19 protein-coding genes and 1 other annotated feature are annotated in these 16,170 nt (G+C 38.1%); of the genes, 17 read left to right on the top strand and 2 right to left on the bottom strand.

Going from position 1 to position 16,170, the window contains the following annotated elements:
• Positions 1-63: 63 nt before the first annotated feature.
• The 5 genes from DKZ56_RS10880 (at position 64) to DKZ56_RS10865 (ending at position 2,698) form a co-directional block, all read left to right on the top strand.
• Positions 64-486 carry a PaaI family thioesterase gene (locus tag DKZ56_RS10880; protein ID WP_208650014.1) on the top strand — a complete coding sequence of 141 codons (423 nt, stop codon included), beginning with the start codon at positions 64-66 and terminating at the stop codon, positions 484-486.
• 113 nt (positions 487-599) lie between these two features.
• Positions 600-1,163 (top strand): GNAT family N-acetyltransferase, encoded by a 564-nt coding sequence (locus DKZ56_RS10875; protein WP_208650013.1) that lies wholly within the window; start codon positions 600-602, stop codon positions 1,161-1,163.
• Positions 1,164-1,293: 130 nt separating this feature from the next.
• Entirely contained in the window at positions 1,294-1,575 is a 282-nt protein-coding gene (locus DKZ56_RS15570) for a TetR/AcrR family transcriptional regulator (protein ID WP_245989429.1), read from the top strand.
• A 162-nt stretch (positions 1,576-1,737) separates the two neighbouring features.
• Complete coding sequence (locus DKZ56_RS15830; RefSeq protein ID WP_425471054.1) at positions 1,738-1,854, top strand: TetR-like C-terminal domain-containing protein; 117 nt, start codon at positions 1,738-1,740, stop codon at positions 1,852-1,854.
• Between the two features lie 73 nt (positions 1,855-1,927).
• A complete protein-coding gene (locus tag DKZ56_RS10865; RefSeq protein WP_208650012.1) occupies positions 1,928-2,698 on the top strand; it encodes a sporulation protein in 771 nt (256 codons plus the stop codon).
• A gap of 484 nt (positions 2,699-3,182) precedes the next feature.
• Here DKZ56_RS10865 and DKZ56_RS10860 read toward each other — a convergent pair whose 3' ends face one another.
• Both DKZ56_RS10860 and DKZ56_RS10855 read right to left on the bottom strand, forming a co-directional pair.
• Positions 3,183-3,578 carry a retropepsin-like aspartic protease gene (locus DKZ56_RS10860; RefSeq protein WP_208650011.1) on the bottom strand — a complete coding sequence of 132 codons (396 nt, stop codon included), beginning with the start codon at positions 3,576-3,578 and terminating at the stop codon, positions 3,183-3,185.
• Positions 3,579-3,628: 50 nt separating this feature from the next.
• Positions 3,629-4,312: a TerC family protein gene (locus tag DKZ56_RS10855; RefSeq protein ID WP_208650010.1), complete on the bottom strand. Its 684-nt coding sequence runs from the start codon at positions 4,310-4,312 to the stop codon at positions 3,629-3,631.
• 143 nt (positions 4,313-4,455) lie between these two features.
• Positions 4,456-4,701, top strand: a binding site (T-box leader).
• A gap of 58 nt (positions 4,702-4,759) precedes the next feature.
• On the opposite strand from DKZ56_RS10855, the gene alaS reads away from it, so the two are divergent.
• The 12 genes from alaS to mtnN all read left to right on the top strand — a co-directional run bounded on the left by alaS (position 4,760) and on the right by mtnN (position 15,953).
• A complete protein-coding gene (alaS, locus tag DKZ56_RS10850; protein ID WP_208650009.1) occupies positions 4,760-7,420 on the top strand; it encodes an alanine--tRNA ligase in 2,661 nt (886 codons plus the stop codon).
• Positions 7,421-7,524: 104 nt separating this feature from the next.
• Positions 7,525-7,791: an IreB family regulatory phosphoprotein gene (locus DKZ56_RS10845; protein ID WP_208650008.1), complete on the top strand. Its 267-nt coding sequence runs from the start codon at positions 7,525-7,527 to the stop codon at positions 7,789-7,791.
• 3 nt (positions 7,792-7,794) lie between these two features.
• Positions 7,795-8,220, top strand: a complete 426-nt coding sequence (gene ruvX, locus DKZ56_RS10840; RefSeq protein ID WP_208650007.1) for a Holliday junction resolvase RuvX — start codon at positions 7,795-7,797, stop codon at positions 8,218-8,220.
• A 109-nt stretch (positions 8,221-8,329) separates the two neighbouring features.
• On the top strand, positions 8,330-8,644 hold the full coding sequence (locus DKZ56_RS10835; RefSeq protein ID WP_208650006.1) for a DUF1292 domain-containing protein: 315 nt from the start codon (positions 8,330-8,332) through the stop codon (positions 8,642-8,644).
• Between the two features lie 74 nt (positions 8,645-8,718).
• A complete protein-coding gene (locus DKZ56_RS15985) occupies positions 8,719-9,225 on the top strand; it encodes a DUF1292 domain-containing protein (RefSeq protein ID WP_208650005.1) in 507 nt (168 codons plus the stop codon).
• Positions 9,226-9,436: 211 nt separating this feature from the next.
• A complete protein-coding gene (gene mltG / locus DKZ56_RS10825; protein WP_484421936.1) occupies positions 9,437-10,537 on the top strand; it encodes an endolytic transglycosylase MltG in 1,101 nt (366 codons plus the stop codon).
• Positions 10,538-10,774: 237 nt separating this feature from the next.
• Complete coding sequence (locus DKZ56_RS10820; RefSeq protein ID WP_208650003.1) at positions 10,775-11,407, top strand: O-methyltransferase; 633 nt, start codon at positions 10,775-10,777, stop codon at positions 11,405-11,407.
• A gap of 5 nt (positions 11,408-11,412) precedes the next feature.
• Positions 11,413-12,345 carry a peptidase U32 family protein gene (locus DKZ56_RS10815; protein WP_208650002.1) on the top strand — a complete coding sequence of 311 codons (933 nt, stop codon included), beginning with the start codon at positions 11,413-11,415 and terminating at the stop codon, positions 12,343-12,345.
• Between the two features lie 15 nt (positions 12,346-12,360).
• Positions 12,361-13,644, top strand: a complete 1,284-nt coding sequence (locus DKZ56_RS10810) for a peptidase U32 family protein (protein ID WP_208650001.1) — start codon at positions 12,361-12,363, stop codon at positions 13,642-13,644.
• Positions 13,645-13,894: 250 nt separating this feature from the next.
• The gene (greA, locus tag DKZ56_RS10805; protein ID WP_208650000.1) at positions 13,895-14,383 is read left to right on the top strand and encodes a transcription elongation factor GreA; all 489 of its coding nucleotides are present in this window, start codon (positions 13,895-13,897) and stop codon (positions 14,381-14,383) included.
• Positions 14,384-14,538: 155 nt separating this feature from the next.
• Positions 14,539-15,204, top strand: coding sequence for a YrrS family protein (locus tag DKZ56_RS10800; protein WP_208649999.1), 666 nt, complete (start codon positions 14,539-14,541; stop codon positions 15,202-15,204).
• Between the two features lie 56 nt (positions 15,205-15,260).
• On the top strand, positions 15,261-15,953 hold the full coding sequence (mtnN, locus tag DKZ56_RS10795; RefSeq protein WP_208649998.1) for a 5'-methylthioadenosine/S-adenosylhomocysteine nucleosidase: 693 nt from the start codon (positions 15,261-15,263) through the stop codon (positions 15,951-15,953).
• The last annotated feature ends 217 nt before the right edge of the window (positions 15,954-16,170 follow it).

Genomic DNA, 16,170 nt, shown 5'->3' with positions numbered 1-16,170 from the left:
ACATAATGAAAATTCATAAAATCGAAAGCACCTGCAAAAAGATTTAGGGAAGGTGAATTTTTGATGAGTTACTTAGAAAAGCTTATTTATTTTGCCCAAAATCAAATTCCAAGCTGCAGTGCGGCACAGATGATTGGTTATCGAGTATTGGAAGCAGAAAAAGGGAGAGTCGTTGTGGGATTGGAAAAAACGGAGAATTTTCATAATCCGATTGGAACCGTTCACGGAGGAATCATTAGCCTTATTGCAGATGCTGCGATGGGATATGCTTTTTCAACCACTTTGGCAGAGGATGAAATCTCCACAACGGTCGAACTAAAAATCAACTTTTTAAAAGCCCCGACCAGTCAAGCATTAAGAGCTGAGAGTAAAATAATCAAGCGAGGATCAACACTTGGTTTGTTGGAATGCAGCGTCATAGATGAAGAGGGAAAATTGATTGCATACGCGACGAGTACATGCATCGTATTGAAAAAGAAACAATAAAGGCCATTATAAATGCAGCCTTGTATTCTTTAAAGTTGCATTTTTTTGTAATATTGAAATTTTTACAATATATAGTAAAATCCCATTATAAATTTTAATTTTGGAGTGGTTCTATGAAAAAAGTTTTGCTAATGCCTCATGATAAAAAATATGCAAAATCTATTTCATCTCTTTCATCACAGCCCCAAGTACGTGAACCATTAGGGCTGTCTGAAGAACAAACTTCTGTTGAAGGCACAATTCAATTTATTGAATTTATAAAAGAGCAAGAAAAACTAGGAAAACAATATTCAAGAGTCATCTTCAACGAAAATAAAGAGTTGATTGGAATCATCACATTGAAAGATATTGATAAAAACTCGAAAACTTGTGAAATTGGTACTTGGATAGGTTATCCATATTGGGGGAAAGGATACAACGAATTGGCAAAAAAGGAAATGCTCTACAAGGCTTTTACTGAGTTGGATTTACAATATGTGTTTGTGGCAGTGAAAAAATCAAATATTCGTTCTCAAAAAGCTCAAGCAAAATTGCCGTATATTCGAATGAATGTTCAACATGAGTTTCCGGAAAAATACAAGAAAGTGCAAGAACAATTAAAAGTTCCATGTCTTTTAAATGTAATAGAAAGAAATACATTTTTAAAATGGTATTCAGAACAAAAGAAAATTTCATAGAACATAAAAAGGATAGATGCAAACAGGTAATTTCCTGTTGGTCTATCTTTTTTATTTTTAATATGATTAATGACCTGCAATATGTTGGCTGGGATAGTCAAAGTGGGAAATTTACCATCAAGATTTATATGTGGAAAAGAATCGAAAAACGAAACAGCTAATTCAAAATTCCTTTTTGAAGTTATTGGAGAAAAAATCTTTTGAAACTATTACAGTAGGGAAAATTGCAAAAGAAGCCGATATCAATCGAGGTACTTTTTCTTTGCATTATAAAGATAAATATGATTTGCAAGAGAAAATGGAAGAAGAGCTGTTTTCAAAATTAGGTGATTATATCGATCAGTTGCAAGCACGCTATACATCCACCATTACTTTTGAAAAAGAGCAAGAGATGTTATTTCGCTTTTTTTGAAGACTATTCCAATGTTTTAAAAATCTTTTTAAGTGTTCATGGAAGTACGGAGTTTCATTTTCGCATGCAGGATGCCTTTATTAAAAAATTACAGAAGAACTTGGAAAAAATGAACATTTCACTAAAAATCTAAAAGTGCCTATTGATTATTTTTGATCCTTCATTACGGCGGCCTTTTTAGGGTTGATAGAACAATGGATTCAAAACGGCATGGATAAAACACCTGAAGAAATGACGGCTATGTATGTGGAGATTATTTCATTTATTATAAATCCATAATTCCCCTAATTGAAACTTTTTGGACATTGAATCGTATGATTAAGAGGAAATTTGCAAATAAGGAGGAGTTTAAATGTCATTTTTTAATAAAATGCTTGCATCTTTAGGAATTGGTTCTGCCAAAGTAGATACGCAGCTGGAGAAATCTTCTTACAGTGCCGGCGAGACAGTTCGCGGCGAAGTGGAAGTGTATGGGGGAAATGTTGAGCAACGGATTCATACAATTTACTTTACTTTATACACGACGTATATTAAAGAAATCGATGACCGGAAAGTGACAGTTCCATATGCTTTCTATAAATTTAAAATAAGCGATCCGTTTACAATTCAAGCAAATGAAGTAAAAATCATCCCATTTTCTTTTAAACTGCCTGTAGATACGCCTCTTACAATTGGAAGCACAAGAGTATGGGTGAAAACGGAATTAGATATACAAAGCGGCGTTGATTCAACGGATAAAGACTATATGGAAGTGCGCCCGTCAAGGTTGGCATCCAGAGTTTTGGAAGCTGTACAAAATTTAGGTTTCCGTCTTCGAAAAGCGGAAAATGAGCAAGTGTCTTTACGTTATCGAAGAAATTATCCATTTATTCAAGAATTTGAATTTGTGCCGATTTCCGGTCCTTTCCGCGGCCGATTGGATGAGTTGGAAATCGCCTTTTTAGCTCAACAGGAAGGAGCAGTGGAGTTATTATTGGAAGTGGATCGGAAAGCTCGGGGGCTTGGCGGTTTGTTTGCGGAAATGTTGGATATCGATGAAAGCCTCGTTCGTGTGACGATCACTGAAGCGGATTATAACCGGGTAGAAGATAAACTTCAGCAAATCATTTCAAGATATGTGTAAGAAACCGTGAAAAGGGTGAATGGAAAAACTCATTCGCTCTTTTTGTATGGATTTTAGCTATTCGCTGATGTCCTCTGAGAATATCGGAAAATCGCCAGTTTAGGGAAAATAATCGCCTTAAAGGGAAACATAATCGTCAGAATGGATAAAATAGTCGCCAAGCAATAAATGGCGCCAATTAAGAAAAAGCAGGGGCTGGGACATAAACAAAAAATTATAGGGGTAGCTGAAAGAGTTTTGATAACTAAAAATTGATTGGAATGACGGGGCGAGTTCCTGTCGCGCACGCTTAGTGGCAAAGCAAAGTTTTCCTGCGACGAGCCCTCTCTAGACCACGAGGAGCGAAGGAATGACTCAGAGGAGGGCCTGCGGAAAGCGTCCCCGGAACGGAAATCAATTTTTAATAACATATCAAAAAAAACATCATTTTCTCTTTGGAGAAAGTGATGTTTTTTAAATAGAGCATGTCCTGCTTGCGATTCCATTATGCTAATTTTTTCTCATCGATTGCAATGAGTTGCAAATTTTTTAAATCTAATAGAAACTCTCCGGATTTTAATATATCTAGCCCAATCAATCCCTGAATATTAAATCCCCTTAAAGTGCCAAAATCAATGGGTACTTCTCGGAAGATTTTTTCTCCGATTTTTATATAATCGATATTTTTTGAAAAACTATATTCCGCCCCGCCGATTCCTGAATGGCAAATTAAAGGGTCTCCATTTTCAAAGGCAATTCCTAAGTCTTCAACTGAATCGATATCGATGAAAGAATGGGAGGCCCCTGAATCGATGGCAACACGATTCAAATATTTTCTTTTTCCTTTATAGCAAATTTCAATAGTTGAAAGCAGCAAACCGTCTTCGAAAATTAATTGCATATTAAGCCCCCATACCCTTTTTATCCCATCTTATTTCAGAAATTGATAAATTATTCAAATTGGTGGGATTTTCCTTTATCTCTGCTGCGCAATAGATACCCAATAAAAACAACAATAAAAATTAATAATAATTGGAATAAAATGATAGGCAATGGATTTGTTAAATAAGGCTGCACATAAGCATCTTTTATCATCATTTTTGAAGCAGTCCATGCAAGTACGGCTGCGCCTAAATAAATGAAGAGCGGAAATCTTTCGATGATGCCAATGACAATGGTGCTTCCCCACACAATAATTGGAATGGAGATGAAAAGACCAATTGCCACCAACAGCATGTTTCCGGAAGAAGCGCCAGCAACGGCCATAATATTGTCAATGCCCATTAAAAAATCGGCAAGCATGATTGTCCAAACGGCACCCAAAAAGGATTTTGCAGATGGTCGGATATCGTTGCTTTCTTCTGTCGCCAGCAGTTTCAAAGCGATATAGACCAATAAAACGCCGCCAATGAAGAGTAAACCATCAATTTCCAATAATTTTACCGCCATTATTGTAAAGAGAATGCGCATGAAAATGGCAGCAAGCGTTCCAACCACAATAACCTTTTTTTGTTGCTTAGTTGGCAAATTTTTTGCTACCATTCCGATTAATAAAGCATTATCTCCTGCAAGAACAAGATCGATAAAAATGATGGACAAAAGTGCTGTAAAAAATTCGAAAGACATCATTTCCATATATACTTCTCCTATTCTTTCTGTTTTTTTGGAAAGTATATGAACGAGTTTCCATATTAAGAAATAAAGCGGCTGCTATTTTTATTGACATGACTTAGCGCATTTCATATAATTTACAGAGAAAATGTCAAAATGGATAAAATTTGAACACGATGAAGGAGAAAGTACGTTTTTGCTGAGTGTAAAGAGAGAGATTCCCTGGGCTGAAAGAATCTCCACTGCGGCAATTGCGGAAAGCTACTCCTGAGTGCAGCTAATCCCTGCCGTTCACTAACGTTACAGTGGCTAAAGTGACAGTTTCTAATGGCTAATAGACAAATTCCTTTTGCCGAAACTTACGGAAACTGTAACGAGGGTGGTACCGCGAATAGTACGTCTTCGTCCCTTACTGGGATGAAGACTTTTTTCATTTTGTCAAACAAAAAATTAATAGGAGGTTAAGCAAAAATGAAAGCAGCAGAAATTCGCCGCAAATTTTTAGATTTCTTTGTCGAAAAAGGCCATGCAGTAGAACCATCAGCTTCATTAATTCCAGTGAATGACCCATCCCTTTTATGGATTAACTCAGGGGTGGCAACGTTAAAAAAATATTTTGATGGCCGTGAAATTCCTGCAAATCCACGTATTACAAATGCTCAAAAATCCATTCGGACAAATGATATTGAAAATGTAGGGAAAACAGCTCGCCACCATACATTCTTTGAAATGTTGGGGAACTTCTCTATCGGGGATTACTTCAAAAGAGAAGCGATTCATTATGCTTGGGAATTTTTAACAGACCCTAAATGGATGGGATTCAATCCTGAATTGCTTTCTGTAACTATCCATCCTGAAGACGAAGAAGCTTATAACATTTGGAAGAATGAAATTGGCTTGCCGGAAGAACGAATCATCCGCATCGAAGGAAACTTCTGGGATATTGGGGAAGGTCCATCCGGTCCAAACTCAGAAATTTTCTATGATCGAGGCCCAGAATATGGAAATGATCCAAATGACCCAGAGTTGTTCCCAGGTGGAGAAAACGAACGCTACTTAGAAATTTGGAACTTGGTGTTCTCTCAATTCAACCATAATCCAGACGGTACTTATACGCCGCTGCCAAAACAAAACATCGATACAGGTATGGGTCTTGAGCGGATGGCTTCCGTTGTGCAAAATGTACCAACAAACTTTGATACAGATTTATTCATGCCGATTATTGAAAAAGTTGAGGAATTTGCAAATCGCCGATATAAACGTCCTGGTGAAATTGATCTAAAAGAAATTTTCAATAATAAAGAAGACATCAATACACCGTTTAAAGTGATTGCAGACCATATCCGTACAGTAGCATTTGCCATTGGTGACGGTGCGCTTCCATCCAATGAAGGACGCGGGTATGTAATCCGCCGTTTATTGCGTCGCGCAGTAAGATATGCAAAACAAATCGGCATTGAAAAACCATTTATGTATGAACTTGTTCCAACTGTTGGCGAAATTATGAAAGACTTCTATCCGGAAGTAAGCGAAAAATGTGAATTTATTCAACGGGTTGTAAAAAATGAAGAAATTCGTTTCTTAGAGACACTTGATGCCGGTCTTGAAATTTTGAACGAAGTTGTTGAACGGGAGAAAAAATTAGGACTTACTGAAATTCCAGGCGAAGATGTATTCCGTTTATATGATACGTACGGCTTCCCTGTTGAATTAACGGAAGAATATGCTGCTGAACATGGCATGACGGTTGACTATGAAGGTTTCGAAAGAGAAATGGAAAAACAACGGGAGCGTGCGAGAAATGCCCGTGTGGATGTTGATTCCATGCAAGTGCAAAATGAAGTGTTGACAAACTTAAAAGTGCCTTCTGTCTTTGTTGGTTATGAAGTGGAAGAAAGCGATACGAAAGTTGCTGCCATTGTATCAAACGGCGAGCTTGTAGATTTGGCTTCAGAAGGCGAAGAAGTGCTAGTGATTTTGGCTGAAACACCTTTCTATGCAGAAATGGGTGGTCAAATTGCGGATAAAGGTGTAATTGAAGGCGATACATTTAGAGCTGTTGTAAAAGATGTACAAGTTGCACCAAACGGCCAGCATCTTCATACAGTTGTGGTTGAATCCGGTGAAATGCGTCTTGACGATCCAGTGAAAGCTGTGGTGAATAAAGAAGAACGCAAGCTTATCGTGAAAAACCATACAGCGACTCACCTTCTACACCGGGCATTAAAAGACGTGCTAGGTGAACACGTTAACCAAGCAGGTTCATATGTAGGACCAGACCGTTTGCGTTTTGACTTTACTCACTTTGGACAAGCATCTAAAGAAGAACTTGAACAAATTGAGCGCATCGTGAACGAAAAAATTTGGGAAGATATTGAAGTGGTTATCGAAGAAATGCCGATTGATGAAGCAAAAGCAATGGGTGCGATGGCGCTATTCGGCGAAAAATACGGCGATATTGTACGCGTCGTACAAGTCAGCGATTATTCCATCGAGCTTTGTGGTGGTCTGCATGTAAACCGCACATCTGAAATTGGATTGTTTAAAATCGTTTCAGAAGGCGGAATTGGTGCTGGCGTAAGACGTATTGAGGCTGTGACTGGCAAAGGCGCTTATTTGGCAGTGAAAGAAGAAGAAAGAATCTTGCATGAGGCAGCCGCTCAATTTAAAGCAAATCCAAAAGATTTAGTAATGCGAATTCATGGATTGCAAGCTGAATATAAAGAATTGCAACGCGAAAATGATTCGCTATCCCAAAAATTGGCGAACCTTGAAGCGGCAAGCGTTCTCGATGCAGCGCAAAAAATTGGCGAAATCACTGTATTATCTACACGGGTAGAAGCAAAAGATAATAATCAACTTCGTCAAATGATGGATGACTTAAAAGCGAAGTTGGAGAAAGCAGTTATCGTCCTCGGAGCTGTTAGCGATGGCAAAGTAATGCTTTGCGCAGGGGTGACAAAAGATATTGCTGGAAAAGAATATCATGCAGGCAATATCGTAAAATCCGTTGCAGAACAATGCGGAGGAAAAGGCGGCGGACGTCCTGACATGGCGATGGCAGGTGCAAAAGATGCATCTAAACTAGATGAAGCTCTTCAATCTGTATATAATTTTGTAAAATCTCTATAAAAACTGGGGAACAAATCTATTTCGCTGACCCGTTGAATCAGTTATAATAGAGAAAATGGAGCGAGAATTTCCAACTCCTGATTTCTGAAAGCGAGGTGCTGGTCTTGAATTCGTTCGATCAAACGATGAAATTTAGTTTTCCAGAAGAATCAATGGAAGAAGAAGTCAAGCAAGTTATGCTGAAAGTGTACTCTGCATTACAGGAAAAAGGATATAATCCAACAAACCAAATTGTAGGGTACTTATTATCTGGTGATCCGGCATACATTCCTCGCCATCAAGATGCACGAAATTTAATTCGCAAACTTGAACGGGATGAAATTTTAGAAGAGCTTGTGAAATTCTACATTAGACATCATCAAGAGGAATAATCAATGAGAGTTATGGGATTAGATGTCGGTACAAAAACGGTTGGCATTGCAATCAGCGATCCATTGGGGTTGACTGCTCAAGGGATCGAAACGATTCATATAGATGAAGAAGCTGGCGAATTCGGTATTGAACGAATTAGAGAGCTTCTCAAAGAATATGGCGTGACGGAGTTTGTCGTAGGGTATCCAAAAAATATGAACAATACGGTGGGGCCCCGCGGCGAAGCTTCAGAAAAATACAAAAAGCTCTTGGAAGAGACGTTCAATTTGCCAGTGACGCTTTGGGATGAACGGTTGACAACGATGGCTGCTGAGCGAATGCTGATTGAAGCCGATGTGAGCCGAAAGAAAAGAAAAAAAGTCATCGACAAGATGGCAGCCGTTATGATTTTGCAAGGTTATTTAGACCGAAAATCATTTCTTAAATAATTAGCCCATGTTGGGTGAATAATATGAATGAAATGATTTGTAAAAATCCTTTAGACAATCGTCGGGGATGATATAGATTTTGCGTATTTTATAGGAAGAGGTGACCATCATGGCACATAACCATGAGTTCGATGAAAATATTATTACAGTCGTTGATGAAGATGGAAATGAGCATTTATGCCAAGTAATCCACACATTTGATTCTGAGAAATTTGGAAAGTCTTACGTATTATATACCTATGTTGGGGCAGAAGAAGATGAAGAAGGCCAAATCGAAATTTTTGCTTCTGCCTTCATTCCAGATGAGGACGGAAAAGATGGAGAATTGCTCCCAATCGAAACCGAAGAAGAATGGGATTTAGTTGAAGAAGTATTAAATAATCTCGAAGAAGAATGGGAGTCAGAAGACGAGGACGAAGAATAAAAAAGGATAAAGTAGGCATTGAATTGCCTACTTTTTTCTTGTGTATGATTATGTCTATTTATTAGGAGGATACGATGGATCAGCAATTTTTCAAATTAGAAACGGAAGATGGAATGAAAACATGCAAAGTGTTGTTTACTTTTGACACTGATGAACATTCTTACTGCATTTATTGCGTTGTGGATGAGGAAGGAAAGGAAAACGGCGAAATTTCGGCAGTGCGGTTTGAGTTGGATGAAAACTTAGAAATGACAAATTTCCAAGAGCTTCAAACCGATGAAGAGTGGGATATGGTGGAAGAAGTTTATAACACCCTTGTGGATACTTTCTCAGGAAAAACTTTTACAGCGATTGACGAAGAAGGAAATGAAGTGGAATGCAAAGTTCTTCATCAATTTGAAATAGAAGAATTTGGAAAGAAATACGTGATTTATACAGTTGATGATGAAGAAAATAGTGAATTTTTTGCTGCAAGCTTTGTAGAATCAGAAGATGGAGAAATTCATGAAATTTTTCCAGTTGAATCTGATGAAGAATGGGAAAAAATTGAGGAAGTTTTTGAGCATTTAAATCAACAGTAAATCGAATTTTTCTGCGGCGCGATTCTTTGGAATTCGCCGCAGGAAAGAATATACATAATTCGATAAAAATGCCAATTATTCGAACCTTTTTTAGCAAAAAACGTACAAATACATAGAATTACCGCAAAACCTATTTGATTATTGTTCATCTATCCAGTAATTTATTATCATATGTAGTGAAATGATAGGGGGTACATATGTGGACCAGGAGATGATGGATAAAATCAAGCAGTTTAAACAGGAAGGAAAAGTAGTTCGCCGAATTGTTGCATGGGTCACAATCATTGTTATCGCACTTGTTTTATTTATTGGCATTTTTGGCGCAATCTATGTGAAAAGTGCCCTTCAGCCGGTTGATTCTGATTCAGATCAACAAATCGAAGTAGAAATTCCTTTAGGTTCAGGGATTACGGCCATTTCCAAAATATTGGAAGAACATGGTATTATTAAAGATGCAAGAATATTTAAATATTATGCCAAATTTAAAAATCAATCCAATTTCCAAGCAGGTAATTATACAATGACGCCAAGCATGACATTAGATGAAATACTCGAAAGCTTAAAAACAGGAAAAGTGTACCGCGAACCTTTAATGGCCATCACGATTCCTGAAGGTTTGACTTTAGAGCAAATTGGAAAAATCGTAGAAAAACATACGAAATATACGAAAGAGCAATTTATGGATAGAGTGAACAGCAAGGAATTCATTGATTACGTGATGAGTACCTACCCAGAATTGGTGACGGATGAAATATTGAATGAAAATATTCGTTATCCACTGGAAGGCTATTTATTCCCGGCAACTTATGCTTTTTACGAAGAAAATGTTTCTTTGGATGACGTTATTCTGCCAATGATTGAAAAAACCAATAGCGTGATTAATGAATATAAATCATTGCTAGCGGAAAGAGAAATGTCTGTACATGAATTATTGACTATCGCTTCCTTGTTGGAAGAAGAAGCCACAGCTAAAACAGATCGGGAAACAATTGCCAGCGTCTTTTACAATCGTATGGAAATCGGCATGCCACTGCAAACGGACCCTAGTGTCTTATATGCGTTAGGCGGGCATAAAGAACGGGTATTATATGAAGATTTAGAAGTGCAAAGCCCTTACAACACGTATATTAATCCAGGATTGCCTCCAGGGCCGATTGCCAATGCGGGAGTTGTTTCCATTGAAGCTGCATTGAATCCTACTGATACCGAATATCTGTATTTCTTGGCTGATCAAGATGGAAACAACCATTTTGCCAAAACTTATGAAGAACATTTGCAAAACAAGAATCTTTATATCAATAATAAAAAATAGACAATTGGAAATAGCAGGTTTAGCCTTTCCGGTTAACACTGCTATTTTCTCGTTTTATTTAAACCTTAATTTCAGCCAAACGTCTGAAATTGAAACTTTTTGAGCGAAAAATAGTAAAGAATGTTCGCTTTCCATAGACTTTCATGTTATGATTAAATGTGATTTTTCCATAGGTCATTGAAAATAAGCCAACTTGTTTGGTTTTTTCTTTTTTATATACAGTTGAGGAGCGAAAACATGAAGTTTTCAGAGGAATTTATGAAATCCTTCATTCAGCCAAGGAATGACTTATTATTAAAAATGGAACAATATGCACAAAATCATCATGTGCCGATTATGCAGCTTGAAGCCATCGAAGTGTTGACGCAGATTTTGCGGATTCAAAAACCGAAAAGGCTGCTTGAAATTGGGACGGCGATTGGCTATTCGGCCATCAGGATTGCAGAAGCAGTACCAGATTGCCATATTGTGACTATTGAAAAAGATGAAGAGCGGATTCAGCTTGCCAAACAGTTTATCGCTGAATCAAATGTCGGAAATCGAATTACGTTGATTGAAGGAGATGCGTTGGAAGTAGATGCATCGGAACTTCTGTCTAATTTTGATGCTGTTTTTATAGATGCTGCAAAAGGACAAAATATGCGTTTCTTTGAAACATACTCTCCCCTTGTGCCATCAGGTGGAGTCATTTATATTGACAATATGTATATGCATGGATTATCGGAACTTCCGATTGAAGAAGTGCCAAGAAATAAGCGTTCGATGATTCGCAAACTAAAAGAATTTACGGAATGGATTGCAAACCATCCCGACTATCAAACAACTTTCGTTCCAGTGGGCGATGGTTTGTTAATTTGTTTAAAGAGGTGAAAGTTTTGAAAAAACCAGAATTGCTCGTGACGCCAAAGTCACTTTCCCATATAAAAGAATTGATTAATGCAGGAGCAGATGCTTTTGTCATTGGTGAACAAAAATTTGGCTTGCGCCTTGCCGGGGAATTTTCCCTTGAGGAAGTAAGAGAAGCGACGGAAATGATTCATCAAGCAGGAAAGAAAGTTTATGTTTCATGCAACGCTTTATTCCATAACGACCGCATTGAAGCATTGGATGAATACTTAAAAGAATTGAAAAAAATCGGTCCGGACGCCATTTTATTTGGAGATCCGGCAGTTGTTATGTCCGTTCGCGAATTTGGCATTGACATCCCACTTCACTGGAATCCTGAAACAACAGCAACAAACTGGTTCCAAGTGAATTATTGGGGAGAAAGAGGGGCAAAACGCTCAGTTCTTGCCCGTGAGTTATCCCTTGATGAAATCTTGGAAATTAAAGAAAACTCAAAATATGAAATTGAAGTGCAAGTGCACGGCATGACTTGCATTTTCCAATCGAAGCGAAAATTGTTAGGTAACTACTTCCTTTATCGCGGTGAAGTGATGGAAGTAGAAAACCGCAAAGAAAATAAAAATATGTTTTTGCACGATAAAGAACGGAACAACCGCTATCCAATCTACGAAGATTTGAACGGCACGCACATTTTCTCGCCGAATGATATTTGCTTAATTGATGAACTAACTGAGTTCTTTGAAGCTGGAATTGATTCTATGAAGATAGATGGCATTTTGCAGACAGAAGAATACATTACTACAGTTACGAAACTCTATCGCCAAGCTATCGATGCGTATTTCGACCAAGGAGAAGACGCATATGATGAAATCAAAGATGATTTATTTGAACAAATCAAAGCCATTCAACCGCCGCTTAGACCATTAGATACAGGATTTATTTATAAGGAAACTGTATATTAAGAAAGGAGGGGTATTATGGTGCTACAATTAATTCAAAATGAAAGCATTCGAGAAACAGTGAACGGCAAACGTGTTATTACGAAAAAACCTGAGTTGCTTGCCCCAGCAGGCAGCCTTGAAAAATTGAAAGTGGCGGTCCATTACGGAGCAGATGCGGTATTTATCGGTGGCCAAGAATTCGGCTTACGTTCCAATGCCGATAACTTTACGATTGAAGAAATGCGAGAAGGCGTGGAGTTTGCGAAAAAATATGGTGCGGTCATTTACGTCACTACAAATATTTACGCTCACAATGAAAATATGTCCGGCCTTGAGGAATATTTGCGCGCTATTGCCGATGTGGGGGTAAAAGGCATTATCGTGGCTGACCCGTTGATTATTGAAACGTGCAAAAAAGTGGCTCCAGAGTTGGAAATCCACCTTTCTACACAGCAATCATTGACGAACTGGAAAGCGGTAAAATTCTGGAAAACTGAAGGGTTGGACCGTGTCGTTTTAGCCCGTGAAGTTGGAGCGGAAGAAATCCGTCTCATCAAAGAAAAAGTAGATATTGAGATTGAAACATTTATCCACGGTGCCATGTGCATCGCTTATTCAGGACGATGTGTTTTATCCAACCATATGACGGCTCGCGATTCAAACCGCGGTGGCTGCTGCCAAAGCTGCCGTTGGGATTATGACTTATATGAAAATGTAGATGGCAAAGAAGTGCCTTTATTTAAAGAAGGCGATGCTCCTTTTGCCATGAGCCCAAAAGATTTAAAATTAATTGAATCTATTCCTCATATGATTGAGCTTGGAATCGATTCTTTGAAAGTAGAAGGGCGTATGAAATCCATCCACTATGTGGCGACAGTAATTTCCGTTTACCGTAAAGTGATTGACAGCTATTGTGCCGATCCGGATAACTTCAAAATTAAACGGGAATGGCTGGAAGAGTTGGATCGTTGTGCTAACCGCGCCACAGCTTCAGCCTTCTTTGAAGGGGAACCAAGCTATAAACAACAAATGTTTGGCTTCCATGCGAAAAAACCGGAATGGGATTTTGCAGGATTTGTTTTGGATTATGATGAAGATACACAAATAGTGACATTGCAGCAGCGCAACTACTTCAAAACGGGAGATACCGTTGAATTCTTTGGACCGGAAATCAATACATTCACGATGACGGTTGGCCAAATGTGGAATGAGGATAATGAACCGATTGAAGTGGCGAACCATCCTCTTCAAATTGTGAAGTTTAAAGTGGAACATCCAATCTACCCATACAATATGATGAGAAGAAGAAATAAAAAATAACGAATTGGCTTGAAACAAAAGGCAATGTGTACTATGATGATTATTGTATTATTTGCATGAATTTAACATTTCCAAACAATCGAATACGTACGATATAAAATTCGGTTATTAGAGGGCGTTCGTTGGTTCTTTGATGAACCAGCGCAACATATGCTTTTCTAATAACCGGGTTTTAACATATATAAGAAAGTTTTTACAAATACAGAAATAATTGTAATATAAAAGTGATGTTGTTTAAGGAGTGAGCGATTTGGCAAATGAAAAACAATACCCTATGACTTTAGCGGGTAAAGAAAAACTGGAAAAAGAATTAGAATATTTGAAAACAGAAAAACGCAAAGAAGTGGTAGAACGCATTAAAGTTGCTCGAGGTTTTGGGGATTTGTCCGAAAACTCAGAGTATGATTCTGCAAAAGAAGAACAAGCTTTTGTGGAAGGACGCATTTCTGCCATTGAAAACATGCTTCGCAATGCAGTCATCATTGAAGAAAACGAAAATGAAGCTGATATTGTGACTTTAGGTAAAGCGGTTACATTTATTGAATTGCCTGATGGGGAAGAAGAAGAATATGTCATCGTTGGTTCTGCAGAAGCGGATCCATTTGAAGGTAAAATTTCAAACGACTCTCCAATTGCCCAAGCCCTTCTTGGCCATAAAGTTGGAGATGTAGTAAAATTCACAACCCCTGGCGGTGAAATGGAAGTTAAAATTGTGAAGATTCGTTCTTCAAATGTTTAATTCATATTACAAAAGTCGGCGAATTTTAGTAAATAAATTTGTCGACTTTTTCGTTTGTAATATTTTATTAACAACTATATTAAAAATTTATTGGAAGCGGGTGCTTTTCTTATTTTATTGGTAAGATGGAATGTAGCAATGGAAGGAGGAATGGAATGGCAAAGGAAGGACAAGAAATCACAAGCCGTAAAATGAAAAGGCATTCGGACAGTAAAAGAAAAATGAATCGAATCCTCAATATATTAATTGCCATTGTTTTTGCGTTAATCGTCATTAATCTTTATTTTATCGTCAAAGATGATGGGAAAAATGAAACGGCAAAAGAGGAAGAAACTGTAGAAGAAACAAAAGATACGGAATCAGAAAAAGAAGCGAGAACGCCAAAAGAAGACAATGAACCAAGTAAATTGGAAGAAAACAAAGAACAAGACAATGTTCAGAAGGACCATTCATCAATTGAAGACAAAAACAATGCTGAGATTATTGTAAGCACATCCACTGATGCAAATGTAGAAAAGGTCATTGTCAATAATAATTGGCAAGTAACGCCAACTCGCCAAACAGGTGAACATATTTCGGCTTTTGAAGAAGGCCATGTGGATTATGAAGAAAAACTAGTTACCATCCGCAATGCGGTGGAGTTGCCGGAAGATGATATCATCTATTGGTCTGTAAGAAATGATGGAACAGGAAAAGGCGCTATTTCCGTTGTTTCATCGAAGGATCAATCGAAAAAATACCGCGTTCATATCAAATGGATTGACAACTCTGGATGGATTCCAATTAAAGTGGAAGTGCTGAAAGAAATTCCAAAGAATTGACCTTTCCCTTCTTTTTCGGTAATTTGTAATAGACGTTATTTAGAGGAGGAAAAAGTATGAAAATAGCAGTCATAGGCGCGATGGAGGAAGAGGTAGAATTGTTAAGAGATGCTTTGGAAAACAAAGCGGTGACGACGATTGCTGGCTGCGAATATACTACAGGTACATATAGCGGCAAAGAAGTCGTACTATTAAAAAGCGGAATCGGCAAAGTGAACGCAGCGATGTCGACAACTATTCTTTTGCATCAATACAAACCGGATGTCGTGATTAATACAGGTTCTGCTGGGGGATATGATCCAGAGTTGGAAGTAGGCTCAGTAGTCATTTCCGATGAAGTGCGTCACCACGATGTAGATTGCACAGTTTTTGGCTATGAAATGGGGCAAGTGCCACGGATGCCTGCTGCTTTTAAAGCCGATGAGAAGCTCATGAAATTGGCCATTGAAGCGGTGGAAGAAATCGGGGAGCACAAATATGGCGTTGGGCTCATTTGTTCCGGCGATTCCTTTATGAGCGACCCAGAGAGGGTAGAAGCAGTGCGAAACCATTTCCCGCAAATGAAAGCATGTGAAATGGAAGCTGCTAGTGTGGCGCAAGTATGCCATCATTTCGGAACTCCTTTTGTGGTGATTCGCGCATTATCGGACATTGCCGGCAAGGAGTCGAACATTAGCTTTGATGAATTCTTGCCTTTAGCGGCAAAACATTCAACGGAAATTGTTTTAAAAACAATTGAAAAATTATAGGCTAGATAAAGTCTTGACGGTGTCAATTGGGAAAAAGTAATATATAGGTAGCGGGATATTTTAGAGGAGGTTTAGTTATGGAATTAACATTAATGTTAGTTTCTGTTACGATTACTGCTCTTGTAGGTCTGATCGCATATTTCGGTGCAAGCAGTGATTTAGCAAAATTTAAGAAATAATTATTCATTAGCTCGTTTAAATGTTTATTTAAATGAGC

This window comes from Ureibacillus thermophilus, assembly GCF_004331915.1.
Taxonomy (GTDB): Bacteria; Bacillota; Bacilli; order Bacillales_A; family Planococcaceae; genus Ureibacillus; species Ureibacillus thermophilus.
Note: the sequence above shows the minus strand (reverse complement) of the source record. Positions and strands in the feature narration are given on the sequence as shown.

Excerpts from the sequence above, each read along its gene's own strand:
- DKZ56_RS15985 (WP_208650005.1), top strand. The coding sequence starts at position 8,719 with ATGGATCAGCAATTTTTCAAATTAGAAACGGAAGATGGAATGAAAACA.
- mtnN (WP_208649998.1), top strand. The coding sequence starts at position 15,261 with ATGAAAATAGCAGTCATAGGCGCGATGGAGGAAGAGGTAGAATTGTTA.
- DKZ56_RS10880 (WP_208650014.1), top strand. The coding sequence starts at position 64 with ATGAGTTACTTAGAAAAGCTTATTTATTTTGCCCAAAATCAAATTCCA.
- DKZ56_RS10875 (WP_208650013.1), top strand. The coding sequence starts at position 600 with ATGAAAAAAGTTTTGCTAATGCCTCATGATAAAAAATATGCAAAATCT.
- DKZ56_RS10855 (WP_208650010.1), bottom strand. The coding sequence starts at position 4,312 with ATGGAAATGATGTCTTTCGAATTTTTTACAGCACTTTTGTCCATCATT.
- DKZ56_RS10800 (WP_208649999.1), top strand. The coding sequence starts at position 14,539 with ATGGCAAAGGAAGGACAAGAAATCACAAGCCGTAAAATGAAAAGGCAT.
- DKZ56_RS10865 (WP_208650012.1), top strand. The coding sequence starts at position 1,928 with ATGTCATTTTTTAATAAAATGCTTGCATCTTTAGGAATTGGTTCTGCC.
- mltG (WP_484421936.1), top strand. The coding sequence starts at position 9,437 with ATGATGGATAAAATCAAGCAGTTTAAACAGGAAGGAAAAGTAGTTCGC.
- ruvX (WP_208650007.1), top strand. The coding sequence starts at position 7,795 with ATGAGAGTTATGGGATTAGATGTCGGTACAAAAACGGTTGGCATTGCA.
- DKZ56_RS10835 (WP_208650006.1), top strand. The coding sequence starts at position 8,330 with ATGGCACATAACCATGAGTTCGATGAAAATATTATTACAGTCGTTGAT.
- DKZ56_RS10810 (WP_208650001.1), top strand. The coding sequence starts at position 12,361 with ATGGTGCTACAATTAATTCAAAATGAAAGCATTCGAGAAACAGTGAAC.
- DKZ56_RS10860 (WP_208650011.1), bottom strand. The coding sequence starts at position 3,578 with ATGCAATTAATTTTCGAAGACGGTTTGCTGCTTTCAACTATTGAAATT.
- DKZ56_RS10820 (WP_208650003.1), top strand. The coding sequence starts at position 10,775 with ATGAAGTTTTCAGAGGAATTTATGAAATCCTTCATTCAGCCAAGGAAT.
- alaS (WP_208650009.1), top strand. The coding sequence starts at position 4,760 with ATGAAAGCAGCAGAAATTCGCCGCAAATTTTTAGATTTCTTTGTCGAA.